Origin of the sequence: Haloarcula sp. Atlit-7R, assembly GCF_003666065.1 — an archaeon.
Lineage (GTDB): Archaea > Halobacteriota > Halobacteria > Halobacteriales > Haloarculaceae > Haloarcula > Haloarcula taiwanensis.
Genome location: NZ_QXIK01000007.1, coordinates 163,565 through 189,981, shown reverse-complemented (window position 1 = coordinate 189,981; position 26,417 = coordinate 163,565). Strand labels below are relative to the sequence as shown.

Sequence of the window (26,417 nt, the reverse complement as noted above, 5' to 3'; positions counted from 1 at the left end):
ATACATTGTTATGCGATCATTTAGCTGTCTCCACAGGGCCGCCGGAAGAATCTGCGGTCCGTCCGTGACGGTTCCGCTCCTGTCCGGTGTGCCTACTTGACTGACTGTGACATGGTCTATCTCACTATCACTCCACGGTGGGAATGAAAACGACAACAGCGGTTCAGTTGAGCCGATGCCACAGTGTCCGGTTTCCCGATGGTACGTCGTCGCTGTCATGCTGGAAGCCAGGAGAGTTTAGGTGCCGGAAGCGGGACCGTTAGTTACCTTCTGTCGGAGAGAGGCAATCGATTCATAAGACCATCTCCCACCGAGCGACGCAACCAAATGCGGATACACTGACCAGTACAACGGATTCGCGAGCGCGGATAAGAAAAAGTACTTCCTGGCCTCCCTGTAACGGTCGGCTCTAACCGCAGACCGTGCCAGCGAGCGACGCATTGTGGCTACGAACATCCGCTCATAGTAGAGTCCGTACTCCGCCGCAACCCAGTCATGTTTCGAGATGAGCAGTGGATAGGCCACGTCTCGCTTCTCTTCAAACTTTTTCGTAATGCTGTCGGGGAGTCCGGTCTGACGGTACGTCAGCGTCTCCCGAACTGGCTGGAAGTGGGCGTGCTGTGCTAGGCGGAAGAACCACTCGCGGTCTTGCCAGGCAGGCAATCTCTCGTCGGGTAATCCTGCAGTTTCTATGACCGTCGTATCGACCATAACCGACGAGAACTGACCGAAGTTCGTGCCGGTCAGGAGGTCCGTCATTACGTCGCCCGATGCGACTGGTGTCGACACTGTCGTGCCCTCTGGCCCGTCCTTCCGAACGCCGGTGTACACAACACCGGTCTCCGAGCCAGACTCCTGAAATGCTTGCACCTGCTTTGTAATCTTCGTCTCGTCCCACTGGTCGTCATCGTCCAGAAATGCGACGTACCGGCCGTCGGCGGCTCTAATACCCGTATTCCTGGCAGCGTTCGCTCCTCGGTTCTTGTCGTGACGGAGGATCCGAAACGAGTTGTCCACCGTCAGATCGAATGAGTCCAGCGTTTCTCTGACAGGAGTCGGAGATGCGTCATCGACGACGAGCAACTCAATGTTGTCGTACGTCTGCTCTAGAACACTCTGGATGGCGCTCGATAACCGTTCGTTCCGGCCGTACGTCGGAATGATTGCGCTCACGAGCGGCGTTGTCCCTCCTTCCGTGTCCACGGACTCATTCATGTGGCTTCGGTATTGGGAGTCGGGACTGACAGTGTTCACTATTCGGCACCTACTCGTGCTCCCAAACCGCAAGTCATCGGCTGGACATATCGCTGGTACCACCCGGTCGCCCTCTCTTCCTGAAGAAACTCCCCTCGAAGTCTGGACAACGTCCCGACCAGTAGTCAGATACACGCCTGAAAAACATATCAATACCGGAGTCGACGGGGTAACTAGAGGTGTGCCGTCTGATGGATTATGTTACTCCCGTCAATAGATACCAGAATAGGTTAAGAAGGGAATAACAATGCTATCAATCACAGCATATGTGGGTATGCTTACTGGGATCGCATCAAGTGATCTGCCCTCCGACGATACATGACTTGATTTACACGTACAAAAACAATGACTGATGACTCAGGGTTGGCGTCGCAGATAGGCCGACGGAAGCTCCTTGCCCTCCTCGGATCAGCCGCGGTCACCGGTGGTGTTGCCCATCAAGTGTTTGGGGGTCGGTTTACCGGGCCCAGTGAGGAGCCACTGGCTAGTGTCAAAGGCACGCCGGAGGCAAAACCAGATCAGGAACATAAGCCAGAGACGAGCGGGGAGAACATCAGGGCGCACGGTGCGAAACCGAACCCGGGCGATCCGAGTATTGAGGCCGCAGAGAGGAATCTGAAGGCCCTCCAAACTGCTGCTCAAGCGGCTGGTGCTCACGGGTCTATTTACGTCCCAGAGGGAACGTACTACATTGGCCGTAGAGCAGCGCAGTACGAACCATTTAATCGGATCGGTGTCGACGGGGATATGCCACCCGGCATCTCAATCTATGGAGCCGGCCCACAGGCCTCGGAACTCGCTATTACAGAACGACTTCAGGCCGATTCACACCCGGTACAGACCGGCTTCCGCTATATGGACGATGTGGACCACGGTACGGTCGTTGTTAGGGATGTCCGGCTCAATGGAAACTATGAGAACCTCCCGAACCTCCGCGGTGCTGGTGGCGGATCAAGATGTATCAAAGTCGGTGGCGACGGTGATCTCCACCTATCGAACGCTCATATCCGCGGCTGGTATCAAGAGGCTATCCTTGGACGGGATGTGCTACGGACCGTCAACCGGTGTACATTCGAAGACAATGCCATCGCCGACCACAATTATTCGGATGGCGGACACGTCGGCCACCACATCACCACCCACGCGAGCAAAGGCAACCCCCTCAAAGTGACGAACTCTCGATTCATCGATTGTTCTGGAAGCGCCATCGATGTCCGATTTAACGCCGGCGAGATATCTGTCAGAAACTGCTATGTGACTGGTACTGGTGCGAATTTTTGTAAATTGAGTGCCGCATCCCTGTTGGATGTCCGTCGTGTCTTCCACCGCGCGAACACTCCCTCGCTCGAAGCGAAGCTTGATGACATCCCCGGACACGAGTTTGATGGGCGACAGTTCATTCAGCGTATAGCTTCCCGAGCGGACACTCCACCGACAGTACGTCTTAATGACGTTGTTACGACAAATATGACAGACTACGCGCTCCAGTGTCGGATTGACGAAATGACTATCGAGGGAGATATGATAGCAATCATTAAAACGAACATACGAGAAGACGATGAAGTTATCAGAGACCGGGATTCTGGATGGTTCTCGGATATCGATATCGACCGGCTCTCAGTCCATGAGTGCAATGGCATGGTGTTCGATCTGAGCTCATCAAATGGCACTATCCAGACCTTGGCACGGAACAATAATCAGGGAGGGCTCGGCAACACAGCTGACCTCACGGTCGAAACGGATGCGAAGGGGCAAGCACCGTTCGAGCCATCAGTACCGTCGCCATCGACTGTCGGAATCAACACTGCGTCACACTCAGTGGTATGGAGGTGATCTAGTATGCCTGCACTGAAACTCACTGCCAGTCACCGAACAGGGATTCACCGTAACTATCAGACATCTCAATCATGAATGGACCAGACACAGGTATCAGACGATTGACTCTCGCATCACCGAAATCGGACACAGAGCCTCGACTCCGCCGGTTTCTGCTGATTTATATCAGCGTGCTGGTATCGCTTTCGCTGGCGATGTGGTGGGTCGGGTTTACGGCATTCAGTGTCTACTATGTCATCGCCTTCCTGTGGTTTCTAGTCCTGGCCGTACTCCTAGTTTCGCCGAAGGCAGATATGAGGTGGACCCACGGTCTTCGATGGGCTAAATGGCTCGGCTGGATACTGCTCGTGTATGTCCTCTTTAGACGTGTGATGCCTGTTCTTTCATAGCGAAGAATCAGTTCAAATGTTAGACCGAATACATCGCGTAGCTTTGACCGTCACTGCGCTTATATATCAAAATTATAATAACAAAACGTGGAATGTTAGCACTACTTGTGGATGGAAGGGTTCCTCTGAGCTCTGGATTGAAGACTTGCACCTCGACAGCCACATATCGGGTTGACGTAGAATCTGTAGGGTTCCATAGCATATATTGGGGTGCATATAACCCGAGAAGATCCTGTTTTCGACCGACCACCCGCAGAAATTGGTGGCTCAACATATGTATTCTGAATAAAGTAACAGTTAGGCCCCTACGCGTCAAATTCATCTATAATTGCCAGCTCAAGGATGAGTTTAGTGTGATAGTTTTCCCCAAGAGCGTAGCATCCCAAAGTGAGCAACACATCCAAGATAGCTATAATTTTATTTGTTATTGTCCGTCTTCTAAACCATGCGTCAAAGAGAACACCAGTACCGGATGCATACTTAATGAGGCGCATTTCTAGTCAGCATTCATGTACGATGCGGTCGTAAGTGCGATGAACCACCCAGACCCCTTTAATCCCTACATGGGGCTGTTCAACTTCCGCTCTATCAAAGCGCTCAGTGCGAGAGACGCTAGTCTAGATGTTGTTACCCCTCGTCCGAGAGCGCCCCCAATCGGCCCCTATTCCGAGTTCAGTGATATCCCGAGTCGACATGAGTACAGCTCTCATGAGGTCCACTATCCAAGGTTTCTTTATTTGCTGCCACAAAAACTATTCAAATACACATTATCGTCGAAGTCGTTTTCGGAAATGCTTCCGAAATATGTCTCATCGAACTTTGAGACGCCAGATATCTGTCACGCTGGTCACATCCATTACGATGGTTACGGGCTGGTTCCGTACTGCAGGAGCAACGATATCCCGTTGACAGTCATGGGACGTGGAAAAATTCTGAATAACTTCTACAATCTCTCACAGATAAGCCGACGGAAGATCAGAAAGACTCTCGATTACGCGGATGGGATCTTTTGTGTGAGTGAATCACTCGCACGAATTGCTAACAATATTACCGAAACCCCGAAAGCCACTGTACTCCCCAACGGTGCGGATCCGTCACGGTATCCAACAGATAGCGAGGCAACGATTCGACAGGAACTAGGAATCGACCAAGATACTACGCTTGTCATGTTCTGTGGCGGGTATACGGAACGGAAAGGGATCCGCGAAATTTGTGACGCTCTGGATAACATTCGTAACGACGACGTAGCCTTTGTTTTCGTCGGTCATTACGGTGATCTCCGTACAGAACTCCTCGCTGAACTCAAAGCTAGCCACCACGAGAACTATCGAGTTCTCTGGGAAGTTCCGCCACTGGGCCTTCGTCGATGGTTCGCTGCTGCAGACATTTTCATGCTCCCGAGCCACGCAGAAGGCCGGCCGAACACTATATACGAGTCGATGGCCAGCGAAACAGCGGTTGTCGCCTCTGCTGTGTCCGGTATCCCAGAACAAGTTGTAGACGAGGAGACGGGTCTCTTGATCCCAAAAAAAGACTCCGATTCGCTTGCTACCGCTCTGAACAGTCTCATCGGTAATTCAAAAGAACGAGAACGAATGGGAACAAACGGAAAGGAACGGTTAGTATCGAAGGGCTGGACGTGGGAGGCACACGGGCAACGACTTGCGAACCTGCACGAAACAATCATCAATGACGGCCAACTCCCCGCAGCTGAAATCTTAGGCTAATGCCTGGCAGGTAGTGCTGTTAAGCTGTGAAGACGTGCTTTTCGAGGAAACGTTCGTACTCATCAAACACGGGTTTCGGCGAGAAGTCATCAGCGCGGGACCGCAACCGGTCAGAATCAGGCGGGTCAGCAAGCGTGTCACAGACTGCGTTGGCCAATCCATCCATGTCGTCTATTGGGACAAGTGTACCATGCTCCCCATCAGAGAGGATCTCTCTGGGGCCGCTTGGACAATCTGTCGACACGACCGGGCACCCAACCGCCAAACACTCGATCAATACCGTCGGTAATCCCTCATACTGGGACGAGAGGAGAAACACATCTGACTTTGTCATGTACCGATACGGGTTATCGACGAATCCGGGAAGAGACACCACATCTGATAACCCCAACTGCTCAACTGTCGTCTGAACTTGCGCTCTGCACGGTCCTTTGCCCGCAATGACTGCACGCGCATTGGGGTTCCTGTTAACTACTTTCTCGAACGCACGGACCCATCCATCGAGATTCTTTTGCCGTGCGTGTCGCCCAACGAATAGGACGACATCTCGCTCATCGTTTTCTACCCACTCGTGCTCGACTGGTTGTCTGGCCCGACCACGAATCTGTTCGACATCCACAGGGTTGTGTAGGACAGAAATGTCTGATCGGTCGACTGGTGTTCTATCGACGAGGCTATCCGCGACGCCTTCGGAAACACTGATTATCTGATCCGATGCGGGGTAAAGTCTGGGAACGATCCGTCTGACGATCTGGTCTTTCGGTGTCGCCTCAACGTCGTGTCCGAACACGGAGTGTTGCGTCGGAATCACTGCAGTATCGGCGCTTAGGAACCGATTGATGGCGAGTGAGACAATGCTGGGGTGTTCAAGATGTGGAAACAACGCTGCTGGCTTTCGTTTATTTAAATATGTGGCCAGAAACGGTAGGTGCGCGGCCACCCCGACCACAGGCGTCTTCGATGGTGGCAGTTCGACGATAGACACCTGTTCGGATAATTCCGACCGAAGCTCACCGCTCGCCCGTGACAAGAGAAGATCAATGTCGTATCCTCGGGTGACCAGTCCGTTCGCGATTGTGATTGCGACCTGCTCTGCACCGCCAACGGAGAGATCTGGAATGAAAAATGCCAGCAGTGGTCGGTCACCGTCCATCGTGGTTACAGTGTTTTGCTTGGGTACTGTCGAGACAGCAGAACCGGCCCCATCTGAAAGCGTCGACTCGTCCATTGTCGTACTGAACCCGTCAGATAGTCTTTGTTAGTCACTGGGTTCCGAAATTGAATTCCACAACATGACCCCGCCTGTTCAGGTGAGCAGATGAGATGGACAGAACGATAGAGCGGGTTGGAAGGAACAGACGGTAAGAAAATCTTACGAGACTCATTGTACAGTCCAATATGTAGTCTGCCCCTGCTAGCGGGCATTACACGTACGAAGCCTGCTCGTAGTGGTACCTGTACTGCGCTGCGGTCAATCCTGACCTCTACCAAACAGGAAACTGGAGACGTCAGCTCTAACTCGTCAGGCTTGTTAGCTTCATATAAAATTTTCACAATTTGAGAGATTCATTGTGATAGCCCCAAGGCAGATCAGATCATCAAATGAAGGCGTCATAAAGGTGTGCACGGTTGATACGTCATTACAAAGTGTGAACCGCTGCCGTCAGGTACTGGTAACGCTAACCCAGATATGCGTACGTCGGTACGCGTTCTCGGGGCGAGGGTTCGATCCAACCGGGGCTTCGTTCCGATAGAGAAGGTATGAAACCCGGATATCCTCTCCAACCAGCGTGGGAGACATTTCGTGCGATCGATTAAGAGTTTCACCAGCCGCAACGCGGCTCCTGAACCGACCTATCTGCGCGGTAGCTAGGACACTGCCGTTCTCGATTCTCTGAGCGATGACTACCACTGTATAATTTAGCTCTTGTCGCTCATGATTGCCGATGGTGACCTGAACAGTCCGGGAACTGCCGAGTGCCATCTCTGACGGATACTCAGACGCAATGGGCTCTCCGTTGTCGGATTCAGTTACCAGCGCAAACTCCGTAAACTGTTCACCCCGGTCAGTCGATATGGCCGCGTAACCGATCCCGGTACCGGAGAGAAGAAGCCCTAATACAAGCAACGTCCGTAGCATCGGAACACTTCTAACCGGTGGTCGAGACGCCTTGCTCCGGACGGTTGTCATCCAACGTAAGGGACTGAAAGACTCGTCAGCTGGCACTCGCAGCCGTCGAATCGCTGCAGCAAACGTGAGAACGACAGTCGTTACGCCGATAGAGAGTTGGTACGGTCCGGTAGTCTCACCCGGCGAAATCAAGACTACTCCTAGCCCCAATAGCGGGACAATACAGACACTGGTTCCAACTGCAAGGACACATCGTTCGCCTGTAGAGATTCGTCCCCCCCAGCTATCAAACGATCCATCTGACTCGGCGGAACCGCGCGGGAATAGAAGCGCGGTCAAAGCGTATCCCGGCGCGATAAGCACCGCCACCAACCCCAAAACAACTCTTGCGGGAGACTGTCCGATATACCCTTGGACGGTGGCGAGATGCCAGAGGCCAAGGAGTCCGATCAGCAGAAGGTCGATCGGGAACGCCTCCGTCTTGATGTTCGCATCTGCATCAGTAGCCATTATCGCTTGATGAGAGTGAAGTAATAAAATTAGACAGTTACTACCAGTGTAGACAGTCAGATCAAAGATTATCGTCCGTAATCTGGCCTCCCAATCTGCTCACTGGATGGCAAGGAGACTGTTGTCAGTTGATGAACTGCCACTTGGAAAGCAACTGTCCAGAGCGTGGGCGTCCAGTTGTACGCAATTGAGTCGGGATCCGTCTATCCCTAGCCAAGCGAATCATCGGGGACCGGTCAATTCGGGCTTAAGAATAGACTCACTATCGAGAGACAGTGCTTGCCGGCTCTGGTCACTCGGGGGCCGTGACTGTTTCTCTTGCGGGGAGTTCCGGGACTGCATCGAGAATCTGAACGGCGGCTGTCCCATCTCCGAAAGGCGTGTTCCAGTCCCCGGCCTTTCCGCGCATTTGTGTCGCTGCCGCGGTGATGCTACTCGGTTCCCGGCCGGCAACACAGTTCGCACCAGCAAATGCTGTCTCAGGGCGTTCAGTTCCATACCTAAGCGTCACACACGGTGTCCCGAGGATGCTGCTCTCCTCCTGCACACCACCTGAGTCGGTGAACACCAGGTCCGCTGTGCTCTCTAATCTGAGGAAATCAAAGAAATCCAGTGGTTCGATAAGACGAATTTGGTCGGGAACTGCAATACCGAACTCTTCGAGGCGGTCCTTCGCTCGGGGATGAATCGGGTAGATGACTTCTCGTTTCGCCTGAGCGCTTGCTCGTGCGACGCCGCTGAGAATCCGCTCGAACGCTTCCCGGTCATCGACTGTTTCCGCTCGGTGAGCGGTCAAGAGGTCGAACTGCCCTTCTGAAACGCCGAGCTCACTCAGAATCTGACTGCTGGTTGCAGCATCATCGTCAAAGGTCTCGACTGCGTCGACGATCGTATTTCCAGTGACTGTGATACGGTCCTCGGGAATCCCCTCATCTCGGAGTAACGTTGCTGTTTCGGCGGTTGGTGGGAACAAATGGTCAGCGATGTGATCAATGATGACGCGGTTCGTCTCTTCGGGCATTTCGTCATCGAAACTTCGAAGTCCTGCTTCGACGTGAGCCACGTCGACATCCATCTTGCTCCCCGCGAGTGCGCCCGCAAGGGTGGAGTTCGTGTCTCCCTGGACAAACACCACTGTGGGCTCAGTGGCTTGAAGTTCTTCTTCGATACCAGTGAGCATCGCACCAGTCTGCGCCCCGTGATCGTCAGATCCGACTTCGAGGTTCACATCTGGCGGTGATAACCCGAGCTGTCGGAAAAAGACAGTATCAAGCGAGTCTGAGTAATGCTGTCCAGTGTGGACGATGTGTGTACCGACGCCACGCCGGTGACACTCTTTGATTACCGGGGCTAATTTGATAATCTCTGGGCGCGTTCCAAGGACAAACCCAACGGTGTTGTCAGTCATTGTTGCTCACGATTCCGGTAATTGAACATCCGGTGGGAGTCCACCCATTCAGTTTCATAGCGATTCCGTGAGTAGCCGATAAGATTTGTTATAGGCCTCCTACGCCGTTGTTGATTGCCAGTGGGAGAATTGTTTCTGACAGACGGCTATTCGGAGCACTAACTCAGAGTGTCCGGACATCGAATCCGTGCTCAGTCCATTGCGCCGTGTCGATGACATCAACTGGATCAACCACAGTCCGGCTCGCCATCTTCGACCTGATGTCCTCTGGGTCGAGCGCTGCAAACTCATCGTGTGCAGCCCCGAATATCACCGCGTCAGCGCCGTCAACTGCTACATCGAGTGGCACTAGCTGTAATCTGGAGTCCGTTGCCCGCGGGTCGTGAATCGTGACTGATCCCTCGTCCCAACCCCCATCCATGGCCGGGCGTGTATCCACTGTGACAGTCCCGAGCAGTTTGGCTATTTCCAATCCCGGAGAATTGCGAGTGTCGCTGACGTTGCCCTTGTACGTGATTCCAAGGACGGCCACAGTCTTGTCTTCGAGTGAGCCGATGGCATCTTCGAGTATTCTGACGACGTGTTCGGGCATCCTGCTGTTGACTCGGCTCGCGATATCGATTAGCTCTGTAGCACCAGACCCATCGCTCAGGAAATGTGGGTCGACAGGAAGGCAGTGCCCACCCACGCCCGGACCAGGGCTCAAAATATCAACCCGTGGATGGTTGTTCGCGAGCGAAATTGCAGACCGAACATCGATGCCGTAGTTCTCTGCGAGGAGCGCAAGCGTGTTGGCATATGCAATACTGACGTTTCGTTCGGCGTTTTGTGCTAGCTTCACGAACTCGGCGGTCGTTGGGTCTGCGGCGACATGTATATCTCCTGAGGTGAGAGGTTGATAAAGCGATTTGATGGCACTGACTGAGACCTCATCAACACCACCAACGATTCGATCGTTGGTTCGGAGTTCTGTGAGCGTATTCCCTGGCATCACCGTCTCAGGCGTGTAACCCAGGTGTACATCCTCACCGATATCGAAGTCGTCTTGTGACAGGATCGGTGCCAAGATTCCGGTCGTTGTGCCCGGCGGTACTGTTGATTCCAGCACCACGGTGTCGCCCGATCTGAGAACGTCTGCCACGTTCCGTCCGGCATCTTTCACGTATGTCAGGTCCGCCCCGTCGTTCAGTTCGTCGTACGGGGTTGGAACACAGATAATATGTACATCAGCGGGTTGGGGACGGCGGCTCGGCGTTAGATTGGACTCCAGCGCATCCTGAATGTACGATTCAAGTTCAGGCTCGCTGACGTTCGGGTTTCCCTCGTTGAGGCGATCGATTACACCTTCGTCAACATCGAAACCAGTGACATCAGTACCTGCGTTGGCGAACAGCGATGCAGTCGCGAGCCCGATATAGCCGAGCCCATGGACGCAGATACTCATGCTCTCTGTGCCCTCGGTCGTTTCGTTATTGACTCGCCACGCTGTCGCCGTGCTAGATAGTCTGATGTTGATTCGCTTCGCATTGACTTACGAATCATATAGATTAGCCTTTGTTATGCAGAAGTTGTTTCTGGTAATAGAGATAACACCATAGTAAACCCAGACCTGATAAGTGTGTCTGGACCACCTAATATGGCCAATCAACCACTGAGCCGCCGGCTATTTCCGGTATAATTCCAAGGAGTGAAGAATAATTCCGGTGAAAGATGCGAGGATCCCAATGATTGTGAAAGTGGTGCTAGCCAGAGCATATCCAAGCGGAAAGCTCCCGGACTGAAGATAATTGAACATCGTGAAGTAGGTGAACGCAAATCCGACCAGAACGCAGGATACTCCGGGCACACCAAGCAACATGATAGGGTGCTCTCGCTCAACTGTCCGAATAATGTTACCAACGAGGGTGAGTCCATGCTCAACTGGGCCAAGGTTGTTAGAAGCCTCCACGTCGTAATCTATCGTCGTTGGGACCTCTACGACTTGGTAGCCGTTCGAGTGTGCGTGATAGAGAATATTGGTGCTTGCATCCATGTGGTCGCCGATTGAGTTGTCTTCAGCGAGTGAGGTTATCGCCTCTGTACTATACGCACGGAACCCGCTCTGTGTGTCGCTGATCTGCTTGGTCGGTCTGAGGATTCCGAGGCTGAGATTAGTCATGAGATTCACCGCAAACAGACCAAACCGCCGATACAACGGCATCTCGGTGTCTGCGTCCTCATCGAACCGATTTCCAATAACGACTTCGGCTCCCGACTCCTGTTGCTGTTCGATCAAGTCCGGGATATCACTGGGATCGTGTTGCCCATCAGCATCAAGGATGACCAGGTAGTCGGCATCACCCCGGTCAGCCTGGTCAAAAATACTGTTGAGGGCACCACCATACCCGACGTTACGGTCGTGCTCGTACACTGTCGCGCCCGCCGCCGATGCGACTTCGACAGTGTCGTCAGTACTCCCGTCGTCGACCACCAGAACGCTGTCTGCATAGTTCTTGGCAGACTCCACCACCGTACCAATCGTTGCCGCCTCGTTGTATGCCGGAATTCCGACCATGACAGTCGGATCCGCCTCGGTGACGGGTTCAAGTTGGGCGTCGACGGTGAATTTCTCGGTCTCTTTCAGGGCGTCCCGGCTTGCCGGGAGATTAACTGACCCATCCTCCTCACCATGGTAGAGAAGGCCTGGATACCCAGCTTCCTTGGCGAACAGCTGCAGGCGCTCGCGGGGGGAATCGGCCTCAGCCCAGTTTCCAGAGGGGAGAACCACTTCTGCATCGAGCCATCGGGCAAAAGTGAGTGCCTGAAGATCAGCATCAACTGCAGCCGTGACAATTGCCTGGTGTGCCCGTGAGTGTATACGAAGAATCTCAGCCGCAATCCACTCTGCGTTCGACTCGGTTGCGACTAACCCAACGGCGGGCAAGTTCTTTGAAACCTCGCGTGTGCTGTCACTAGCGGGCGATTGCTGTATTCTATCCGACATCTCAGTTCCACTCCGGAACCGCACTCAATTGCGGTCGTCCGGTGTGATCGTCCACACGCTCCGGTACGTTTAGTGGTGTCATTGTGGCGAATAGTGGATTCCGTTATGCTCTGCTGTGAACGAGTTATCATATTGTTATTCCCAGCTTTCCGAGATTGCGCCAATCCTGTATTATTCGCAAAAAGCTGGTAACAAAGTACGGACTGACGTGAGGACACGATACGTGGCCGCTATGGTCTCACCGGGCGTTCGCTCGGCACATGCCCTGTGATCCAAAGATTAGTCGCTTATGAACCGAGGCGTATGTCTACGAATAACTTAACCCATGAAAACCCCCCGTTCGGGTAGCATGTCGACGAATGAGATCCGCAATTGTCGGGTGTTAGTTACCGGAGGGGGTGGATTCATTGGGAGCCATCTTACGTCAGCGCTAGCGGAGGAGAACGATGTGCGGGTCCTCGATGACTTTTCAACGGGACGGCGTGCCAATCTCCCAGCCGATGTAACCGTCGTTGAGGGTGATATACGAAAGAAGAGAACGCTTGACGAGGCGATGAATGACGTTGACGTAGTTTTTCATGAGGCCGCAATGGTTAGTGTTCCACAGTCGGTTGAGCAGCCGGTCGCCTGTCACGAACTTAATGGGTCGGCAACTATCTCCGTGTTCGACTGCGCTCGACGACAGGATGCGCGGGTCGTACTCGCCTCCAGTGCCGCCGTATACGGTACCCCCGATACGGTCCCAATTACGGAAGCGGAACCGGCTGATCCACGCACTCCGTACGGAATCGAGAAGCATCTCGGCGAGCAGTATGCGCGGTTTTATACAGAGCAGCACGGTCTGCCGACAGTCCCGCTACGGTACTTTAACGTCTATGGGCCGCGTGGACTGGACGGGGAATACGCTGGTGTCATCGGCACGTTCATCCGTCAGGCGCAGGCCGGTAACCCGCTCACAGTCGAAGGTGACGGAAAGCAGACGCGTGATTTCGTTCACGTCGATGATGTCGTCCGGGCCAACCTGCTCGCAGCCACGACAGATGCGACCGGCAGGCCATTCAACATCGGAACTGGACGAAGCATTAGTATCAACGAACTCGCCGAAACCGTCCGGGACGTCGTTGGAACGGATGTGGCAATTGAACACGTCTCCGAGCGGGTGGGTGATATCAGAGAGAGCGAAGCGGACCTCAGTGACGCACGCACACTGCTCGGATATGAACCGACCGTATCTCTCCGAGAAGGGCTTGAGTCAACGCTCAACGCTGAAGGCGAATAGGCACCTCCTGTTGCTGCTAACGGATATTGCAAATGCGGGGCAATAGTCTCATCCAGGCCATTTTTTGCTCCCGATAGTAGCGAAATGGCTTTTTGCGTCACGAAGTCATCACTTGTACACACAGCGATGATATAACCAAGGCATACTGATATAAAATAGCGTCTAACACTGACCTGACCAACTCATTCGAAAACGAGAACAGCCGTGCTGTTGCCTGTCTACATTTTCACTCAGTACTGGCAGACACGGCAGTGCGGTACGCTGTGGAGCCATCTAACGGGTCACGCACAGTGCCTGCACTGCCTCCAGACTAGAAGCGGCTTCTGGCAGCACCACTGAGCACCGTTTCTGCGGGGGATTTTTTACCGATTCGGACGGAATCAGTCGTATGATTCATAACCGGAGCGCACTGGCTGCCAGCGCTGCACACGAGGTGGCACTCGACTGTCTCGAAGCTGCTGTGGACGCGGCTGCACCCACGGCCGCCACCAAATCGGCTGTCAGCCGCGACGGCGAGACGCTGACAATCGCCGGAACGACCTACGAACTTGCCGAGTATACCGATGTTATCGTTATCGGCGGTGGGAAAGCCGTCGGCGGCGTGACACGGGCACTTGAGTCTATGCTCGGCGACAGCCTCAGCGGCGGCCACATCCTCTCCAAGCAGGCCGTCGACACTCAAACCGTCCAGAGTTCGATGGGAGACCACCCGTTACCGTCGGACAAGAACGTCGCGGCGACGACTGAGATACTAGAGACAGTCGATGAAGCCGACACGGACACGCTCATCTTATTTGTCCTGACTGGTGGAGCCAGCGCGCTGCTATCGGCTCCGGCCGGGGACCTGACACTGAACGACCTCCAGACAACGACCGATAGACTCCTCAGTGGTGGCGTTCCGATTACGGAGATTAATGCGGTCCGGAAGCACCTCTCAGACCTGAAGGGTGGACAGATAGCACGGCGCGCGGCTCCCGCTACTGTTGCTGGGGTACTAGTCAGCGATGTCGTCGGAAACGACCTCTCGACCATCGGTAGCGGTCCGTCAGTCCCGGACGAAACCACGTATGGAGATGCGATCGATGTGTTCGAACGATACGGCCTCGCGCCGCCGCCAGCCGTTCACGACCATCTTGAAGCCGGGCAAGATGGCCGACGACCGGAGACACCGTTCCCCGACGATTCGGTCTTCGACCGTGTTACGAACCATCTCATCGCGGACAACGCAACTGCACTTGACGCCGCCGCTGCTGTCGCACGGGAGGCCAGCTACGAACCATTGGTCCTCACGTCTCGGCTGCGCGGCGAGGCCTGTGAGGTAGCGAAGCCGCTCGTCGCTATCGCCGAAGAAGCGACAGCGACTGGCACACCGGTCGAACCGCCAGCAGTCCTCCTTGCCGGTGGTGAGACGACTGTCACGGTCAGGGGAGATGGCGGACAGGGCGGCCCCAATCAGGAATTCGTCCTTTCGGGGGCACTGGCCCACGACGGCGACGCAGTCATCGCTGCCGTCGACACTGATGGCGAAGACGGAAGTTCAGACGTGGCTGGAGCTATCGCTGATACGAGCATCATCGAGGACCGCGAACGAGCCCGCGACGCGCTGCTCGCAAATGATGCCGGCTCGCACCTCTCAGAACTCGAGGCGACAGTTGAAACCGGACCGACCGGGACGAACGTCAACGACGTGATTGTGCTCGTTGTTCCAGAGGCAACCGAGTAACGGCGGCACAGGTACGCGGTGGCTACTCTTAGGTGGTACTACCGGACCGTTGTATCACGGAGGATGTGGCAGCCACCGTTCGATCCGTGGGTCACGTTTATCAGCAGACGGGCTGATATGCCGTGCATGAACGCACCTGATCAACAGGTCGCGGCGGACGCCCTCTCCGTCCCGGAAGAGACGATCGTCGATGCCTGTGGCGACCCGCCGCTCCCCGAACTCGGCGTCATCGAACAGAACTGGGAGACAGACCCGATAGCGCCGGACGACGTCGCAGTACACGCAGCGCGGGCAGTCGAGTCACTATCTTTTGCCGAGGTACCTGCAGGCGGCGAGGTCGCGCTTGGCGTCGGTAGTCGCGGTATCGCGAACCTTCCCACTATCGTCGCCGGCGTCGTTGAAGCAGTGTCTGATGCCGGCTACAAGCCATTCGTCTTCCCAGCCATGGGGAGTCACGGTGGCGCGACCGGCGAGGGCCAGCGAACGATGCTGAACGAGCTGGGCGTGACAGAGTCGGCAATAGGCTGTGAAATCCGGTCGACGATGGATGTTGTCGAGGTCGGACGGACACCAGACCGTGATGTGCCTGTCGTCGCCGACGATACCGCTGTGGCGGCTGATGCAATCATCCCCATCAACCGCGTCAAGCCGCACACGGATTTCGACGGTCCCGTCGAAAGCGGGCTCTCGAAGATGCTGGTCATCGGGATGGGCAAGCAACGCGGCGCACAGATTGCTCACAAGTGGGCTGTCGACTGGTCGTTCCGGCGGATGATTCCAGAGATTACCGGCCAGTTACTCGACGAGTTGCCCATTGTCGGCGGCGTCGCAATCGTTGAGGACCAGCACGACGAGACGACGCTGATAGAGGGTGTGCCGCCGAGTGGGTTCCTCGACCGCGAGGCGGAGCTGTTAGAGACTGCCTACGAACTGATGCCGACACTCCCGTTCGGGGACCTCGACCTCGTGATATTCGACCGCCAGGGGAAAGAAATCAGCGGTCAGGGACTGGACACGAACGTTATCGGTCGCCGACCGTTTTCGATAAACGAACCGGCTCCGGAGACGCCAGACATCAAGCGCATCTTCACACGCGGGCTGACCGAAAAGACACACGGGAACGCGATGGGTGTCGGTTCCGCGGATGTCGTTCACGAAGATGTCGTCGCAGAACTCGACGCGCAAACGTCGCTTATCAACGCACTCACTGCAAGCACTATTCGTGGAGTGAAGCTGCCGCCAGTGGTCGAAACCGACCGCGCCGGCATCGTCGCTGCGCTGTCGACGATAGGCGTCGTCGACACCGAAACCGTTCGTGTCCTCCGTGCAGCTGATACGATGCACCTTCACCGGCTCTACGCCTCGCCAGCGCTGGTCGAGGCCGCACGTGACCGTGCTGACCTCCGTGTCATCGAAGAGCCGTCACCGATTGAGTTTGATACCGGACAGCTCGTCGCGCCGCCGCTCCGCGAGTAGCTGCCGGTAGCAGACCTGTACACGTGTATTGCAGAGCGTAGGCGGGGTGGGCTATGTTTTATCGCGGCGACACTTACACGATATCTCAGACCGTGAAGGCCAAGCGACACACGGGCCTGCCTCACGGAAGGCTATAAAAACGGGGTAAATAACGGGCGTACACGCGTTAGGTGATTGTGCTGGCTCGCGCACGCAAACCGTAAAAAAGGTTACGTCGCCAAGAGCTCAATAGGGTGGCTCGGCTGCCGCTCAAGCAGAGCGTCGATCTGCTCCAGACACGAGGTTCCGCTGGCGACAACGGGCCGGTCCTGTACGCCGTCGTCCCGTAGTTGTGTCCGGAGTCTGTCTCCGACATCCATGCTCAGTTCGTAGTAGTCGGACTTATACCCGAAGCTCCCGGCCATGCCACAACACTCCACATCAGATGTGACGACATCGTACCCACACTCCTCGAGCACAGCGACGGTATGAGCTTCGAGCCCGAGTGTCCGCTGCTGGCAGTGGCTGTGGTACGCGATTTCGGCCCCCTCTACGGTAGAGAGTGAATCGACGGCCGCCCCGTTGTCGAGCAGGCCGAACACGTACTCGAACACCTCGTAGCTGTTCGCCGCGATGTCAGCGAACGCCGACTCGTCGATGAGGCGTTCGTACTCCCGTGTGAACATCGCATGGTCACTCGGCTCAATAACGACCACGTCGCGGCCGTCTTGGATGTGGGGGGCCAGAGCCTCTGTGACCCGTTCGGCGTGGTCTGTCGCCGTCGCAACCATCCCCTGAGAAAACGGCGCGCGGCCGCTAGACGGAGCCGGTGGAACCACCACATCGACGCCAAGCGATTCGAGGACCTTTACCGCGGCTTTCCCGCGCTCGACCTGGACGTGGTTCGTGTACAGGTCCGGGTACAGCACTGCCCGGCGCTCGGGATCATCGACCTGTGAGTCACGAGCAGCGGCCCAGTCGACGAGCGTCTCCCGTTCGAACGTTGGCAGGTCCCGCCGCGGGTCGATACCCAGGACTCGTGACATCGTCTGTCGGGCGAGTGTCGTATCGGCCAGCCAGTTCGACACCGGCGCGGTGGCGCTGCCGAGTTTCGCCACGGTCTCAAAGTTTCCGAAGAAGCGTTTCTGCAAGGGGGCACCGTCGTCCTCCTCGTCGGGGGTGAGGCCGTCGACGAGCCACTCACCGGGGGTGTCCTTGTCGCGGTTGATCCGATCCCGGACCACGGTGTTGATCCACGGAATGTCGATGCCAACCGGGCAGGCGTTTACGCAGCGCGTACACCCGGTACAGAGGTCGTTGAACTCCTCGGCCACGTCCAGCCCTTCGATGCCGGCTTCCCAGCCCGTCGCAATACCGCCCGAATACGTCTCCCCGCCGAAGGCGTGGCCGCCAACGCTCTGGAAGTTTGCACAGGAGTTCGAACAGGCGGAACACCGGATACAGTACAGCGTCTCCCGGAGCTGTTCGTCGTCTCGCATCTCAAGTCGGCCGTTGTCGATAAGTACGAGGTGGAAGTCGCGTTCGGAGTCGAATTCCGACAGCGGCGTTTCGTCGTCCGTGAAATCGACGACCGGCGTGTCAACTGGCGGGGTCAGCAAGGAGACGTACGACGTGATGTCCTGACCGGTGCCCGACCGACCGATGAGTTCGATGAACGGGTGGAGGTCCGCAACTGTCGGAATCACCTTCTCGACGCCAGCGACAGCGACGTGCGTGTCGGTCGCAGCCACCGTCTTGCGAGCGTTCCCTTCACTGGTGACCAGCGCCATCGTCCCGGTGTCGGCTGCGATGAAGTTCGCACCGGTGATACCGACTTCCGCGTCGGCAATCTGCTCGCCGAGTTTCTCGCGAGCGAAATGGGTCAGTTCCTCGGCCGTCTCCAGTGGTTCGTCGGGGTCGAACCGCTCGTTGAACAGCGTAGCGATGCTCTCCCGTGACTTGTGAATCGCGGGAGCGACGATGTGTGACGGGGCTTCGTCGGCGACCTGCAACACCCACTCGCCGAGGTCCGTCTCGACCACGTCCACGCCATCCGCTTCGAGCGCTTCGTTGACCTCGATCTCCTCGCTGGTCATCGACTTGCTCTTGACGACCCGGTCAGCCGCTCGCTCGTCGGCTACCTCGCGGATGTACTCGTTCGCGTCAGCAGCGTCGTCGGCGATGTACACTGTCCCGCCGTTCGCTTCGACGGTCTCCGTGAGCTGGTCGAGAAGCTCCGGTAGCTCCGCGATTGCGTCCTCCTTGATACTGCGGGCTGCTCGCTTGAGGTCCTCGTAGTCCTCCAGGTCCCCGACAGAGTCATAGCGCCCCGCGTTGAACCCCTGCGTGTTCTCCGCGATTGCTGCCCCTTCGGTCCGCATCAGTTCGCGGATTTCGTCGGCAGTCGCCATTGTCAGGCCGCCTCCTCGACGATGATGACGTGGACCTCCTTAGGCCCATGTGCGCCTTTGACGAGCGCGCCCATATCGGCTGTCGCGCTCGGTCCTGTTGCGATGATCGCGCTCCCGTTCGTTTCGGTAAACCGCTCGTCCAGTTCTGCCACCGCTGCGTCCATATCTGGCTGGATGTCTTCCTCGTGAAGAATAGCCACATGGCGCTCAACGAACAGGCTCACGAGTTCACTGGCCTGTTCGGTCATCGTGAGGACGAGTGAGCCGTAGTCGCCGACACCGAGTTCGGCACCGGTTACGCCGGTGGTCGCCTCGCGAAGCCCGACCGGCGTCGGATCGACTGTTACCGGCGTCTCTGCGAGAGAAAACGCCTCGTCCCCGACCGTCTCGTCAAGCCCGATCCCGACTGCCGGCTCCGTGACTGCCTCCGTGACAGCGGCTTCAAGTTCAGACTCGGGTGTGCTGGAAACTGACACGCCCAGTGCTTCGAGCGACCCCTCGAACGAAGCGCGTTTGCTTTCCATCTATACGCGAACCGAAAACCTACATCATCATTTAATTTTTGTCTGAAAGAGACGACGGCCCAGCAGGCGTGGTCGATCACCGTTCACCTTCCCTCCCGAACTGGATAGTGTTTTTATATTATATCTGGTATCCTGATTCCATTTACTGCTATTATTTACATTTCTTCCAGATTTTATATCCAAATTCGACACTCTTAGATAATAATTCGAATATATGGATGTATATCTGCCACTTCCGTCACTAGGCAGTCTATCAATCTCGTCATAGCAGTTGCAACAGTGATCGGTTGTGTTTGTGTCGAACAACGACCGGGAGGCAAGGGACTTTGTGGGTTCTGTGAGAAACACCGACAACGGATCGATGGATAACCCACCCGGCGTACCTCCAGAGACAAAGGTTGCGACATTACTAGAAGAGGGGAAAGAAGCTGACGCACGAACAGCGCTTGAGGGTCTTTCGAGGGCCGAACCAGCGACCCAACAGACGTGCTTGCAGTCACTCAAAGCGGCTGCCGAGGGCCACCCCGAACTGTTCGGCGGCGTCCTGCCGTCGCTCACTGAGTTCTTACAGGGCAGTGAGCGGCCGACACGACTCACGACAGCGAAGTTGTTCGTCGCAGTCAGTGAGGGCGCGCCGGACAGCGTGGTTCCCGTCGTCCCGACGCTTGCCGAGCGACTTGCGGACGAATCGGAGTTCTACTACGTCCGTGCACGGTGCGCGGAGGCGCTGGGCTACGTCGCCGTCGACCATCCCGACGCCGTCGTCTCGCCGGAGGTCGTAGCAGACCTGCGTATCGGTCTGGAGTTCGACGAACCAGAGGTACGAGAGAAATTGGCGAAGGCCCTGTCCTACATCGCCCTGGGTAGTCCCGACAGACTCCGGTATCAGGTCGATTCACTCGCCGAGCATCTCCACGTGGACGACGAACTGGTTCGATATCACCTGAGCACGGCACTCGTCGTCATCGGTACTGAGTGTCCCGAACGGCTTACAGACGCCAGTGAAGAACTCATATCAGGTCTCGAAGACGAAAGCAGATACGTTCGTGGGCGGGCGGCCGAAGCGCTAGGTTTGCTCGCCGGCACTGCTGATCTGGCGTCGTTCCCACACGACCGGCTCGACGCACTCACCGACGACCACGAGTTTGTCGCAGAGCGAGCGCAGCTCGCTCTATCCCAGTCCCGTGGGGAAGAGCTTGACAGTGCATATGACGAAGTAGCCACGAAAGAGACGATTCGCACGCAAACAGCCGACATTGTCTCAGAAATCCGCACGTCGGGAGATGATGGCGAGTGCCCACATTGCGGACTCTCACTCCCCGATTCCGGCCCCCCGCTCTGCCCAAGCTGTGGCACCCCGCTGTGAAGGACGGTCGGATTACTGCAGTTTCCACAGAACGGCCCCGCTGTATACGGTCATCTCAGTCGGATATATTACTACTTACTTCAAATCGAATAGCATATAGACGGTCTGTATATAAATTGAGTGTGATTTTTGAGCCGCTGACCGGACCAGAGAACGCAGCGTGAGAGTAGCGCTTTCGAAGCATCGACGGCCTATGGCGTCCGGAGGCCGCCTATTCGCACCCGGGTTAGTCGTCCGCGGCCGCGGGCGAGGTCGACTCCGCAACATCGGCCTCGGGCAGGGCAGACACTGGCGACCACTCCAAGTCATGCTCGTACTCGAAGGCACGGTGGGCCTGCGTTGGGTCGACGACTGTGAGAGCGAGCCAGTTGTTGTCCACCAGGTCTGCCAGCTCAGCGTGGTCAGCGAGCACGTCGGTGACGCGGTCGACCGGCGCGTGGATGACCGTCGAGAGACGGAGCGGCTGGTGGTACGGATCGTCGTCAGCAGCCATGAGCGACTGTAGCGGCAGGCCGGTCATCAGGTCACCGCCGTTGCCCTGGTAGACACCGACGTTGCCAACGGGGTTGTGGGTCACTTTCGACCCGCTGCCGTAGACAGCGTTGTCGACCGTCGAGAAGTAGTACTGGGTGTTGATCCACTGCGTGACGACCATTGGACCGGTGAGTATTGCTTCGAGCGCTTCACCGTCGGGGTCAGTCGACCAGTCATAAGAGTGGAGGAAGGCGCGGCCGTCGAGGTCGACACCGCTCGTCAGTTCGCGGGGACCGATAACGAAGCCAGCATTGCCAGCCAGACCCCACTCGGGGCGGGTCTCGGCCCAGTCGGCGGCGCGGCGTTCCGTTTCGCTGACTCCCGACGCACCGTCGACGCCCATCGATTCGGCACGCTCGGCAGCCGCGTTCTCGCGGGTCGTCGCGAGGTCGGCACGCAACTGCGCGAGGTCATCAGCGTGGCTCTCGGGGACATCGCTGTCGTACAGGTCCACCTCAGCGGTCGTCGTGTTGTGTTCACCAGCGAGGAAGACGGTATCGGCAGGGATCTCGAATCCGCGGTCGCGGAGCGCGGCCCTGACCTCCTCGTCGTTGCAGATTTCAGCCAGCACGCGGGCGTTCGGGCCGCCGGGGTTGCCGGCGCAGGCACCACAGTCCAGACTCGAATCGTATGGATTGTTGGTTGTTTCACTGGCGTGGCCGGTGAAGACGACGAGGCGACTGAACGTCTCCCAGCCCATCAGGTCGAACGCGGTGGCGGCGTACTCGACTTTCTCATCGGTGGTCAGCCCGACGGGCAAGTCACCGGTGTAGGTGTGCTGGTGGTGGACGAGCGGGTCGCAGAACTCGTGGTCGTCGGGCACCGAGCGCTCTGCCGCGTCAAACAGGTCCTGCACGCGCCCGGGGACAAGCGTTCGAGCCGCGAGTGCGAGGCCGTACCCGCTCCCGGCAGTCTCGACGAAACCGTAGGCCGTGGCGGCGTTGGCCTCCAGCGTCTCGACAATTTCGTCGGCAGTCTCACGGATGCCGGATAAGCGGTCGTAGCTCTTCTGGGTCTCGCTGTCGGTCGGAACGTCGGTGACGTGGTGCTGGGGGTCAAGAATCGGCGGGCAGGCATCGACCGACACGTCAGTGTCGTAGCCCTGGTACTCCATCGGAATACCGAAGAAACCAGCGTACCCGTGGGTTTCGTAGTCGCCCACGGCCTCGAGATGACGGCGGATGAGTTCTGAGCGAGTGTCAATGCAGAAGACAAGCTGGGCGTCCGGACGACCCGAACTGTCGCTGTCGGCGAGTGACTGGCTCTCCGTGGCGACGGTTTCGACGAGGTCGCCGCGATAGGTCGCCTCCCAGGCACGCAGGAACGCTCCGGCGAGTTCGGCGGCCGGGTCCGGGTCGATGCTGTCGTTCGAGGGAGCGATATCAGCACCGACAGCATCCAGCAGCGCCAGACGCGCCGCGAGGTATCCCGCAAGCGTAATCGGGCACGCCGACTGCCACTCGCTCTCGTCGTCGGCACGCTGCTTGATGAGTCCCGTCCAGCCCGGGAGGGCAGCCAGTTGCTCCTCGAAGATGTGCACCCACTGACTCTCCGGGTACGACGCGAGCACCGTTTCGATGGTCTCGGTCGGCGTCTCCGGCAGGGCAGTGATAATTCCCTCGTCGGGAATCTCGCCGTCGTGTTCGGCCATCCCACGGAAGGCGGTGTAGAACCCCGCTTCGCGGTTCGGCATCGACCAGTGGGCGCTCCCCTCGTCGAGGAACGCCGACAGCCATTTTGTCAACACTTGGTCGACGCGGTCCGGAGCAGTGTCGGAGTCACTGTCCGCGGCATCGGTCACTTCTGCCAGCCGGTCGAGCAGTATCTCGGGGTCGCTTTCGTAGCCGGCTTCGGAGAGTTCCGCGTCGAGAATCTCCGGGTCTATCTGGCCGCGCTCCAGCGCCGCACGGAACGTCTCCGCGCTGGGGTAGCCACGGCCGCCCAGCAGTTCGGACGCTTGCGCGACCGCCTCACTGAACGGCTGGTCCTCGAACCCCGCGAGTGGGTTTGCCGTCACGAACGAGTGGATGGGCCAGAGGGAGCCGACGGTGGTTGCTGCGGTGTCGATACTGTCGTGGATGGTGGATTCAGTACTCATTGTAGTCCTCCGTCGTGGTCAGCACAGTGTCGGCTGCCGGTTGGCCAGCGTTCAGCAACGCCACGTAGAGGCGCTGGCTGCGCTCGTGGACCCCGGTCTCGATAGCGGTGTAAATGCCGACGAAGACGACGGCAATGATGCCGTGTAGTAGCGTCAGTTCCGTCGTTGCAGGGCTGACAGGCATGAGTCCCGAGACGCCCGTGTAAACTGCGGCGTAGACGACGATGGCCGGGAAGAAAACCACCGGAACGGCCCCGTAGCGCGCCACCGTCGGAAGCGAGGTCTGCTGGACAGCGTTGCGGGCCGCGTGCAGCGTCGTGAACACCACGAAGAAGGTCAGCAAGAGCCCACTGTCGACCGTCATTCCTTTGCCTGTTAACAGTGCAAACACCGCGCCGCCGGCGAGTCCGGTCAGCAGCGTACCGATGACGCCAACGATGCTCGCTGTCGTCCCGAGCGTATGCGGCGTTCCTTCGCTCGGGCTCGTGTGTTCGACCTGTCCGCCGGCACTGAGGAACTGATAGGCCTTGTAGAACCCGTGCAGGATGAGGTGGGTGATAGCAGCCCCGAAGAAGCCGAGGCCGGCCTGCATGATCATAAAGCCCATCTGGCCGACCGTCGAACAGCCGAGCTTGCCCTTGATGTCCGTCTGAACTGATTTCAGGAGTTTCCCGCCGATGGCGCTGGCACCGCCGACACCGACGATTGCGAGCATGAGCGCGGTGTCAACGGTGATGACCGGCGCGAAGCGAGTCAATAGAATGCCGCCAGCGTTGACAAACCCGGCATGCATCAGTGCCGAAGCAGGCGTCGGAGCGGTCATCGAAGAGAGGAGCCAGCCGTGGAACGGAATCAGGGCGGACTGAATCATCGCCGCGAGCACGAGTGCGCCCGCGGCGGCCAGCCACACCGGACCACCGAGTGAGTCGGCGGCCGCCGTGATTCCAGAGACTGATGTGGCACCGGTCGTCCACCACAGTGCCGTTAGCGCGACGGTGAGAAGCGCGCTGCTGGCGACGAAGTACTTCCGCGCGACCGTGGCAGCCGCCTGTGCCTGGGCCCAGCCGCTGGCGATACCGATGAGCTTCGCCATCAACAGCCCCATGGCAAGCCACAGCGCTCCGAACAGGGCGAGGTGGTCAGCCGCGACCAGCCCCATCACGACCACTGTGAAGCCGAACACGGTGGCGAAAAAGGGCGTCTTGACGCGACTCCCCGCCAGATAGCGGCGCGAGTAGCTGTGAACGATACCGCTGAAGAAGGTGACGACCACCCACATCAGAACGGTCAACCCATCAATGGCGACCGCACCGGGTATCTCCCATGCGAACCCGGTTCGGACCCGGACGGCAAGCACAGCAATGCTCGCGGCAAACATCGACCACACGAGCCATGTGAGTGCGACGGGCACGAGCGGCGAGTCTGCCGTCGTGTCCGGGAGTGATCCGACCGTTTTCGATGAGTTGTGTCCTGACATCGTTGTTCGTTACCAATCACGGCAATCACGGACTGTGATTGACCGATTCTGGCAGTCTTCACCCATAGTGCGAACGGACTGGTTATTAAATCCTTCTATACTACCAATTTGTTCCTGAAAAAGTGTATTATAGAACATTATGTTTACTCGTTGGCGCTCGGCCGAAACCACTATGACGGTAGGAAACAGGCGTCTCGTGGCCTGAATCGACAAGTTTCTTCGAAAAAGGGCCGTACACACGGACGCACGGAATCAACTGCTGAGGACTAATTGAGTATGGAAGGTGTCGAGATTACCAGTTTGTTCGTCGTGGCCGTTCGAAAACAAGACCTTACAGAAGACGAGGCAGTCACGTCGATGACTCGCCCGGTCGTGTACTCCTAGACACGCAGTCGTCCGACCAACGGCTCCACAAAAGCAGCACTGTCCGCCGCTAGCTCTCGTTCTTGGAATCGAACTTACCGAATGGCGTGGTCTCGTGGCTTCGGACGAGAACTTCGTCGGCTACTGTCAGGCCTATATCGAGAAGTGCCTGCGCAACTGGGGTGATATCGCTATCCGATTCGCCGACAGCCGTCACGAGGAGGTTCTCCTCGCCGGTGACCAGTTCTTGTACCGATACCACGCCGTCTATATCGAGGATTTTTGGGATTAACTCGCCCCGGTCAGGGATCGACGCAGTGCAGTAAAGCAGCATTCGGAGCGGGTAGCCTGCCTGCTGATAGTCGACATCGGCGCTGTAGCCCTTGATGACCTCCCTAGACTCCAGATGGTTGATGCGCTTGCGGACGGTACTGTCGGACGTATCGGTTCGCTCTGCGATGTCCCCGGACGACATATTTCGAGCGTCCTCCTGTAGTGCATACAGGATTGCTCTGTCCACGTCGTCGATTTCCTCGTCGGCCATACTAGTGTGTCCGGAGCAAGGACACTTTACTGTTGTACGTTCCCCCGATACCGCTGTTGTGGCTGGCAGCAATACAGCGGAGGCTTCGATCGCTTTTGCGCTGTCAGCCGATAGGTCAGGCCTGATTCTGCTGTAGCAGCGAAGAGTTGTGACGCCGAGAAACAGATGTGACATCAGTGCGAACGGTCCGATCACACACGCTCTCCCGAATCTGAAGTAACTATCACCTCAACGTCGATTCGTATACAAGCGCATGCTTGACGGCGTCCCCATCGGATGTCTCGTCGAGATAATCGAGTGAAACCCACGGCAGTGCCCCGATTTTCAGGCCCGCCTAAAATCCAAAGCAGTTATGTATTTTTAGGCTGCCCTAATATTTATGTCGACAGACGAGACGGCTCACAG

17 protein-coding genes are annotated in these 26,417 nt (G+C 57.1%); 6 read left to right on the top strand and 11 right to left on the bottom strand.

Translation table 11 applies throughout. From position 1 onward, the window contains the following. Positions 1-237: 237 nt before the first annotated feature. Positions 238-1,215: a glycosyltransferase gene (locus tag D3D01_RS15360; protein ID WP_121512772.1), complete on the bottom strand. Its 978-nt coding sequence runs from the start codon at positions 1,213-1,215 to the stop codon at positions 238-240. A gap of 384 nt (positions 1,216-1,599) precedes the next feature. Here D3D01_RS15360 and D3D01_RS15355 point away from each other — a divergent pair, with 384 nt between their 5' ends. Next, positions 1,600-3,087 carry a right-handed parallel beta-helix repeat-containing protein gene (locus tag D3D01_RS15355; RefSeq protein ID WP_121512771.1) on the top strand — a complete coding sequence of 496 codons (1,488 nt, stop codon included), beginning with the start codon at positions 1,600-1,602 and terminating at the stop codon, positions 3,085-3,087. A gap of 901 nt (positions 3,088-3,988) precedes the next feature. Beyond that, positions 3,989-5,206, top strand: a complete 1,218-nt coding sequence (locus tag D3D01_RS15345; RefSeq protein WP_121512769.1) for a glycosyltransferase family 4 protein — start codon at positions 3,989-3,991, stop codon at positions 5,204-5,206. Between the two features lie 19 nt (positions 5,207-5,225). Here the strand turns inward: D3D01_RS15345 and D3D01_RS15340 are convergent, their stop codons facing one another. The 5 genes from D3D01_RS15340 to D3D01_RS15320 all read right to left on the bottom strand — a co-directional run bounded on the left by D3D01_RS15340 (position 5,226) and on the right by D3D01_RS15320 (position 12,238). Beyond that, a complete protein-coding gene (locus tag D3D01_RS15340; RefSeq protein ID WP_121512768.1) occupies positions 5,226-6,434 on the bottom strand; it encodes a glycosyltransferase in 1,209 nt (402 codons plus the stop codon). A gap of 435 nt (positions 6,435-6,869) precedes the next feature. Continuing rightward, positions 6,870-7,847 (bottom strand): DUF1616 domain-containing protein, encoded by a 978-nt coding sequence (locus tag D3D01_RS15335; RefSeq protein ID WP_121512767.1) that lies wholly within the window; start codon positions 7,845-7,847, stop codon positions 6,870-6,872. 292 nt (positions 7,848-8,139) lie between these two features. After that, complete coding sequence (wecB, locus tag D3D01_RS15330) at positions 8,140-9,255, bottom strand: non-hydrolyzing UDP-N-acetylglucosamine 2-epimerase (protein WP_121512766.1); 1,116 nt, start codon at positions 9,253-9,255, stop codon at positions 8,140-8,142. Positions 9,256-9,418: 163 nt separating this feature from the next. After that, positions 9,419-10,699 (bottom strand): nucleotide sugar dehydrogenase, encoded by a 1,281-nt coding sequence (locus tag D3D01_RS15325; RefSeq protein ID WP_121512765.1) that lies wholly within the window; start codon positions 10,697-10,699, stop codon positions 9,419-9,421. A gap of 219 nt (positions 10,700-10,918) precedes the next feature. Continuing rightward, positions 10,919-12,238 (bottom strand): glycosyltransferase family 2 protein, encoded by a 1,320-nt coding sequence (locus tag D3D01_RS15320; RefSeq protein ID WP_121512764.1) that lies wholly within the window; start codon positions 12,236-12,238, stop codon positions 10,919-10,921. Positions 12,239-12,587: 349 nt separating this feature from the next. Between D3D01_RS15320 and D3D01_RS15315 the strand changes: the two genes are divergently transcribed. The 3 genes from D3D01_RS15315 (at position 12,588) to D3D01_RS15305 (ending at position 16,716) form a co-directional block, all read left to right on the top strand. Beyond that, positions 12,588-13,517, top strand: a complete 930-nt coding sequence (locus D3D01_RS15315; RefSeq protein ID WP_121512763.1) for an NAD-dependent epimerase/dehydratase family protein — start codon at positions 12,588-12,590, stop codon at positions 13,515-13,517. 388 nt (positions 13,518-13,905) lie between these two features. Continuing rightward, positions 13,906-15,240, top strand: a complete 1,335-nt coding sequence (locus D3D01_RS15310; protein ID WP_121512762.1) for a glycerate kinase — start codon at positions 13,906-13,908, stop codon at positions 15,238-15,240. Positions 15,241-15,366: 126 nt separating this feature from the next. Continuing rightward, positions 15,367-16,716: a DUF362 domain-containing protein gene (locus tag D3D01_RS15305; protein WP_101351821.1), complete on the top strand. Its 1,350-nt coding sequence runs from the start codon at positions 15,367-15,369 to the stop codon at positions 16,714-16,716. Between the two features lie 209 nt (positions 16,717-16,925). Here the strand turns inward: D3D01_RS15305 and D3D01_RS15300 are convergent, their stop codons facing one another. Next, positions 16,926-19,106, bottom strand: coding sequence for an LUD domain-containing protein (locus D3D01_RS15300; RefSeq protein ID WP_121512761.1), 2,181 nt, complete (start codon positions 19,104-19,106; stop codon positions 16,926-16,928). Between the two features lie 2 nt (positions 19,107-19,108). Further along, positions 19,109-19,630, bottom strand: a complete 522-nt coding sequence (locus tag D3D01_RS15295; protein ID WP_101351823.1) for an LUD domain-containing protein — start codon at positions 19,628-19,630, stop codon at positions 19,109-19,111. A 361-nt stretch (positions 19,631-19,991) separates the two neighbouring features. Here D3D01_RS15295 and D3D01_RS15290 point away from each other — a divergent pair, with 361 nt between their 5' ends. Then, positions 19,992-20,996 carry a HEAT repeat domain-containing protein gene (locus D3D01_RS15290; RefSeq protein ID WP_121512760.1) on the top strand — a complete coding sequence of 335 codons (1,005 nt, stop codon included), beginning with the start codon at positions 19,992-19,994 and terminating at the stop codon, positions 20,994-20,996. 226 nt (positions 20,997-21,222) lie between these two features. On the opposite strand, the gene D3D01_RS15285 is transcribed toward D3D01_RS15290, so the two are convergent. The 3 genes from D3D01_RS15285 to D3D01_RS15275 all read right to left on the bottom strand — a co-directional run bounded on the left by D3D01_RS15285 (position 21,223) and on the right by D3D01_RS15275 (position 26,012). Continuing rightward, complete coding sequence (locus D3D01_RS15285) at positions 21,223-23,628, bottom strand: DUF2309 domain-containing protein (RefSeq protein WP_121512759.1); 2,406 nt, start codon at positions 23,626-23,628, stop codon at positions 21,223-21,225. Continuing rightward, positions 23,618-25,105: a proton-conducting transporter membrane subunit gene (locus D3D01_RS15280; protein WP_101351826.1), complete on the bottom strand. Its 1,488-nt coding sequence runs from the start codon at positions 25,103-25,105 to the stop codon at positions 23,618-23,620. The genes D3D01_RS15285 and D3D01_RS15280 overlap by 11 nt, the downstream gene beginning before the upstream one ends. Positions 25,106-25,538: 433 nt before the next feature. After that, positions 25,539-26,012 (bottom strand): Lrp/AsnC family transcriptional regulator, encoded by a 474-nt coding sequence (locus tag D3D01_RS15275; protein ID WP_121512758.1) that lies wholly within the window; start codon positions 26,010-26,012, stop codon positions 25,539-25,541. Positions 26,013-26,417 lie beyond the last annotated feature (405 nt).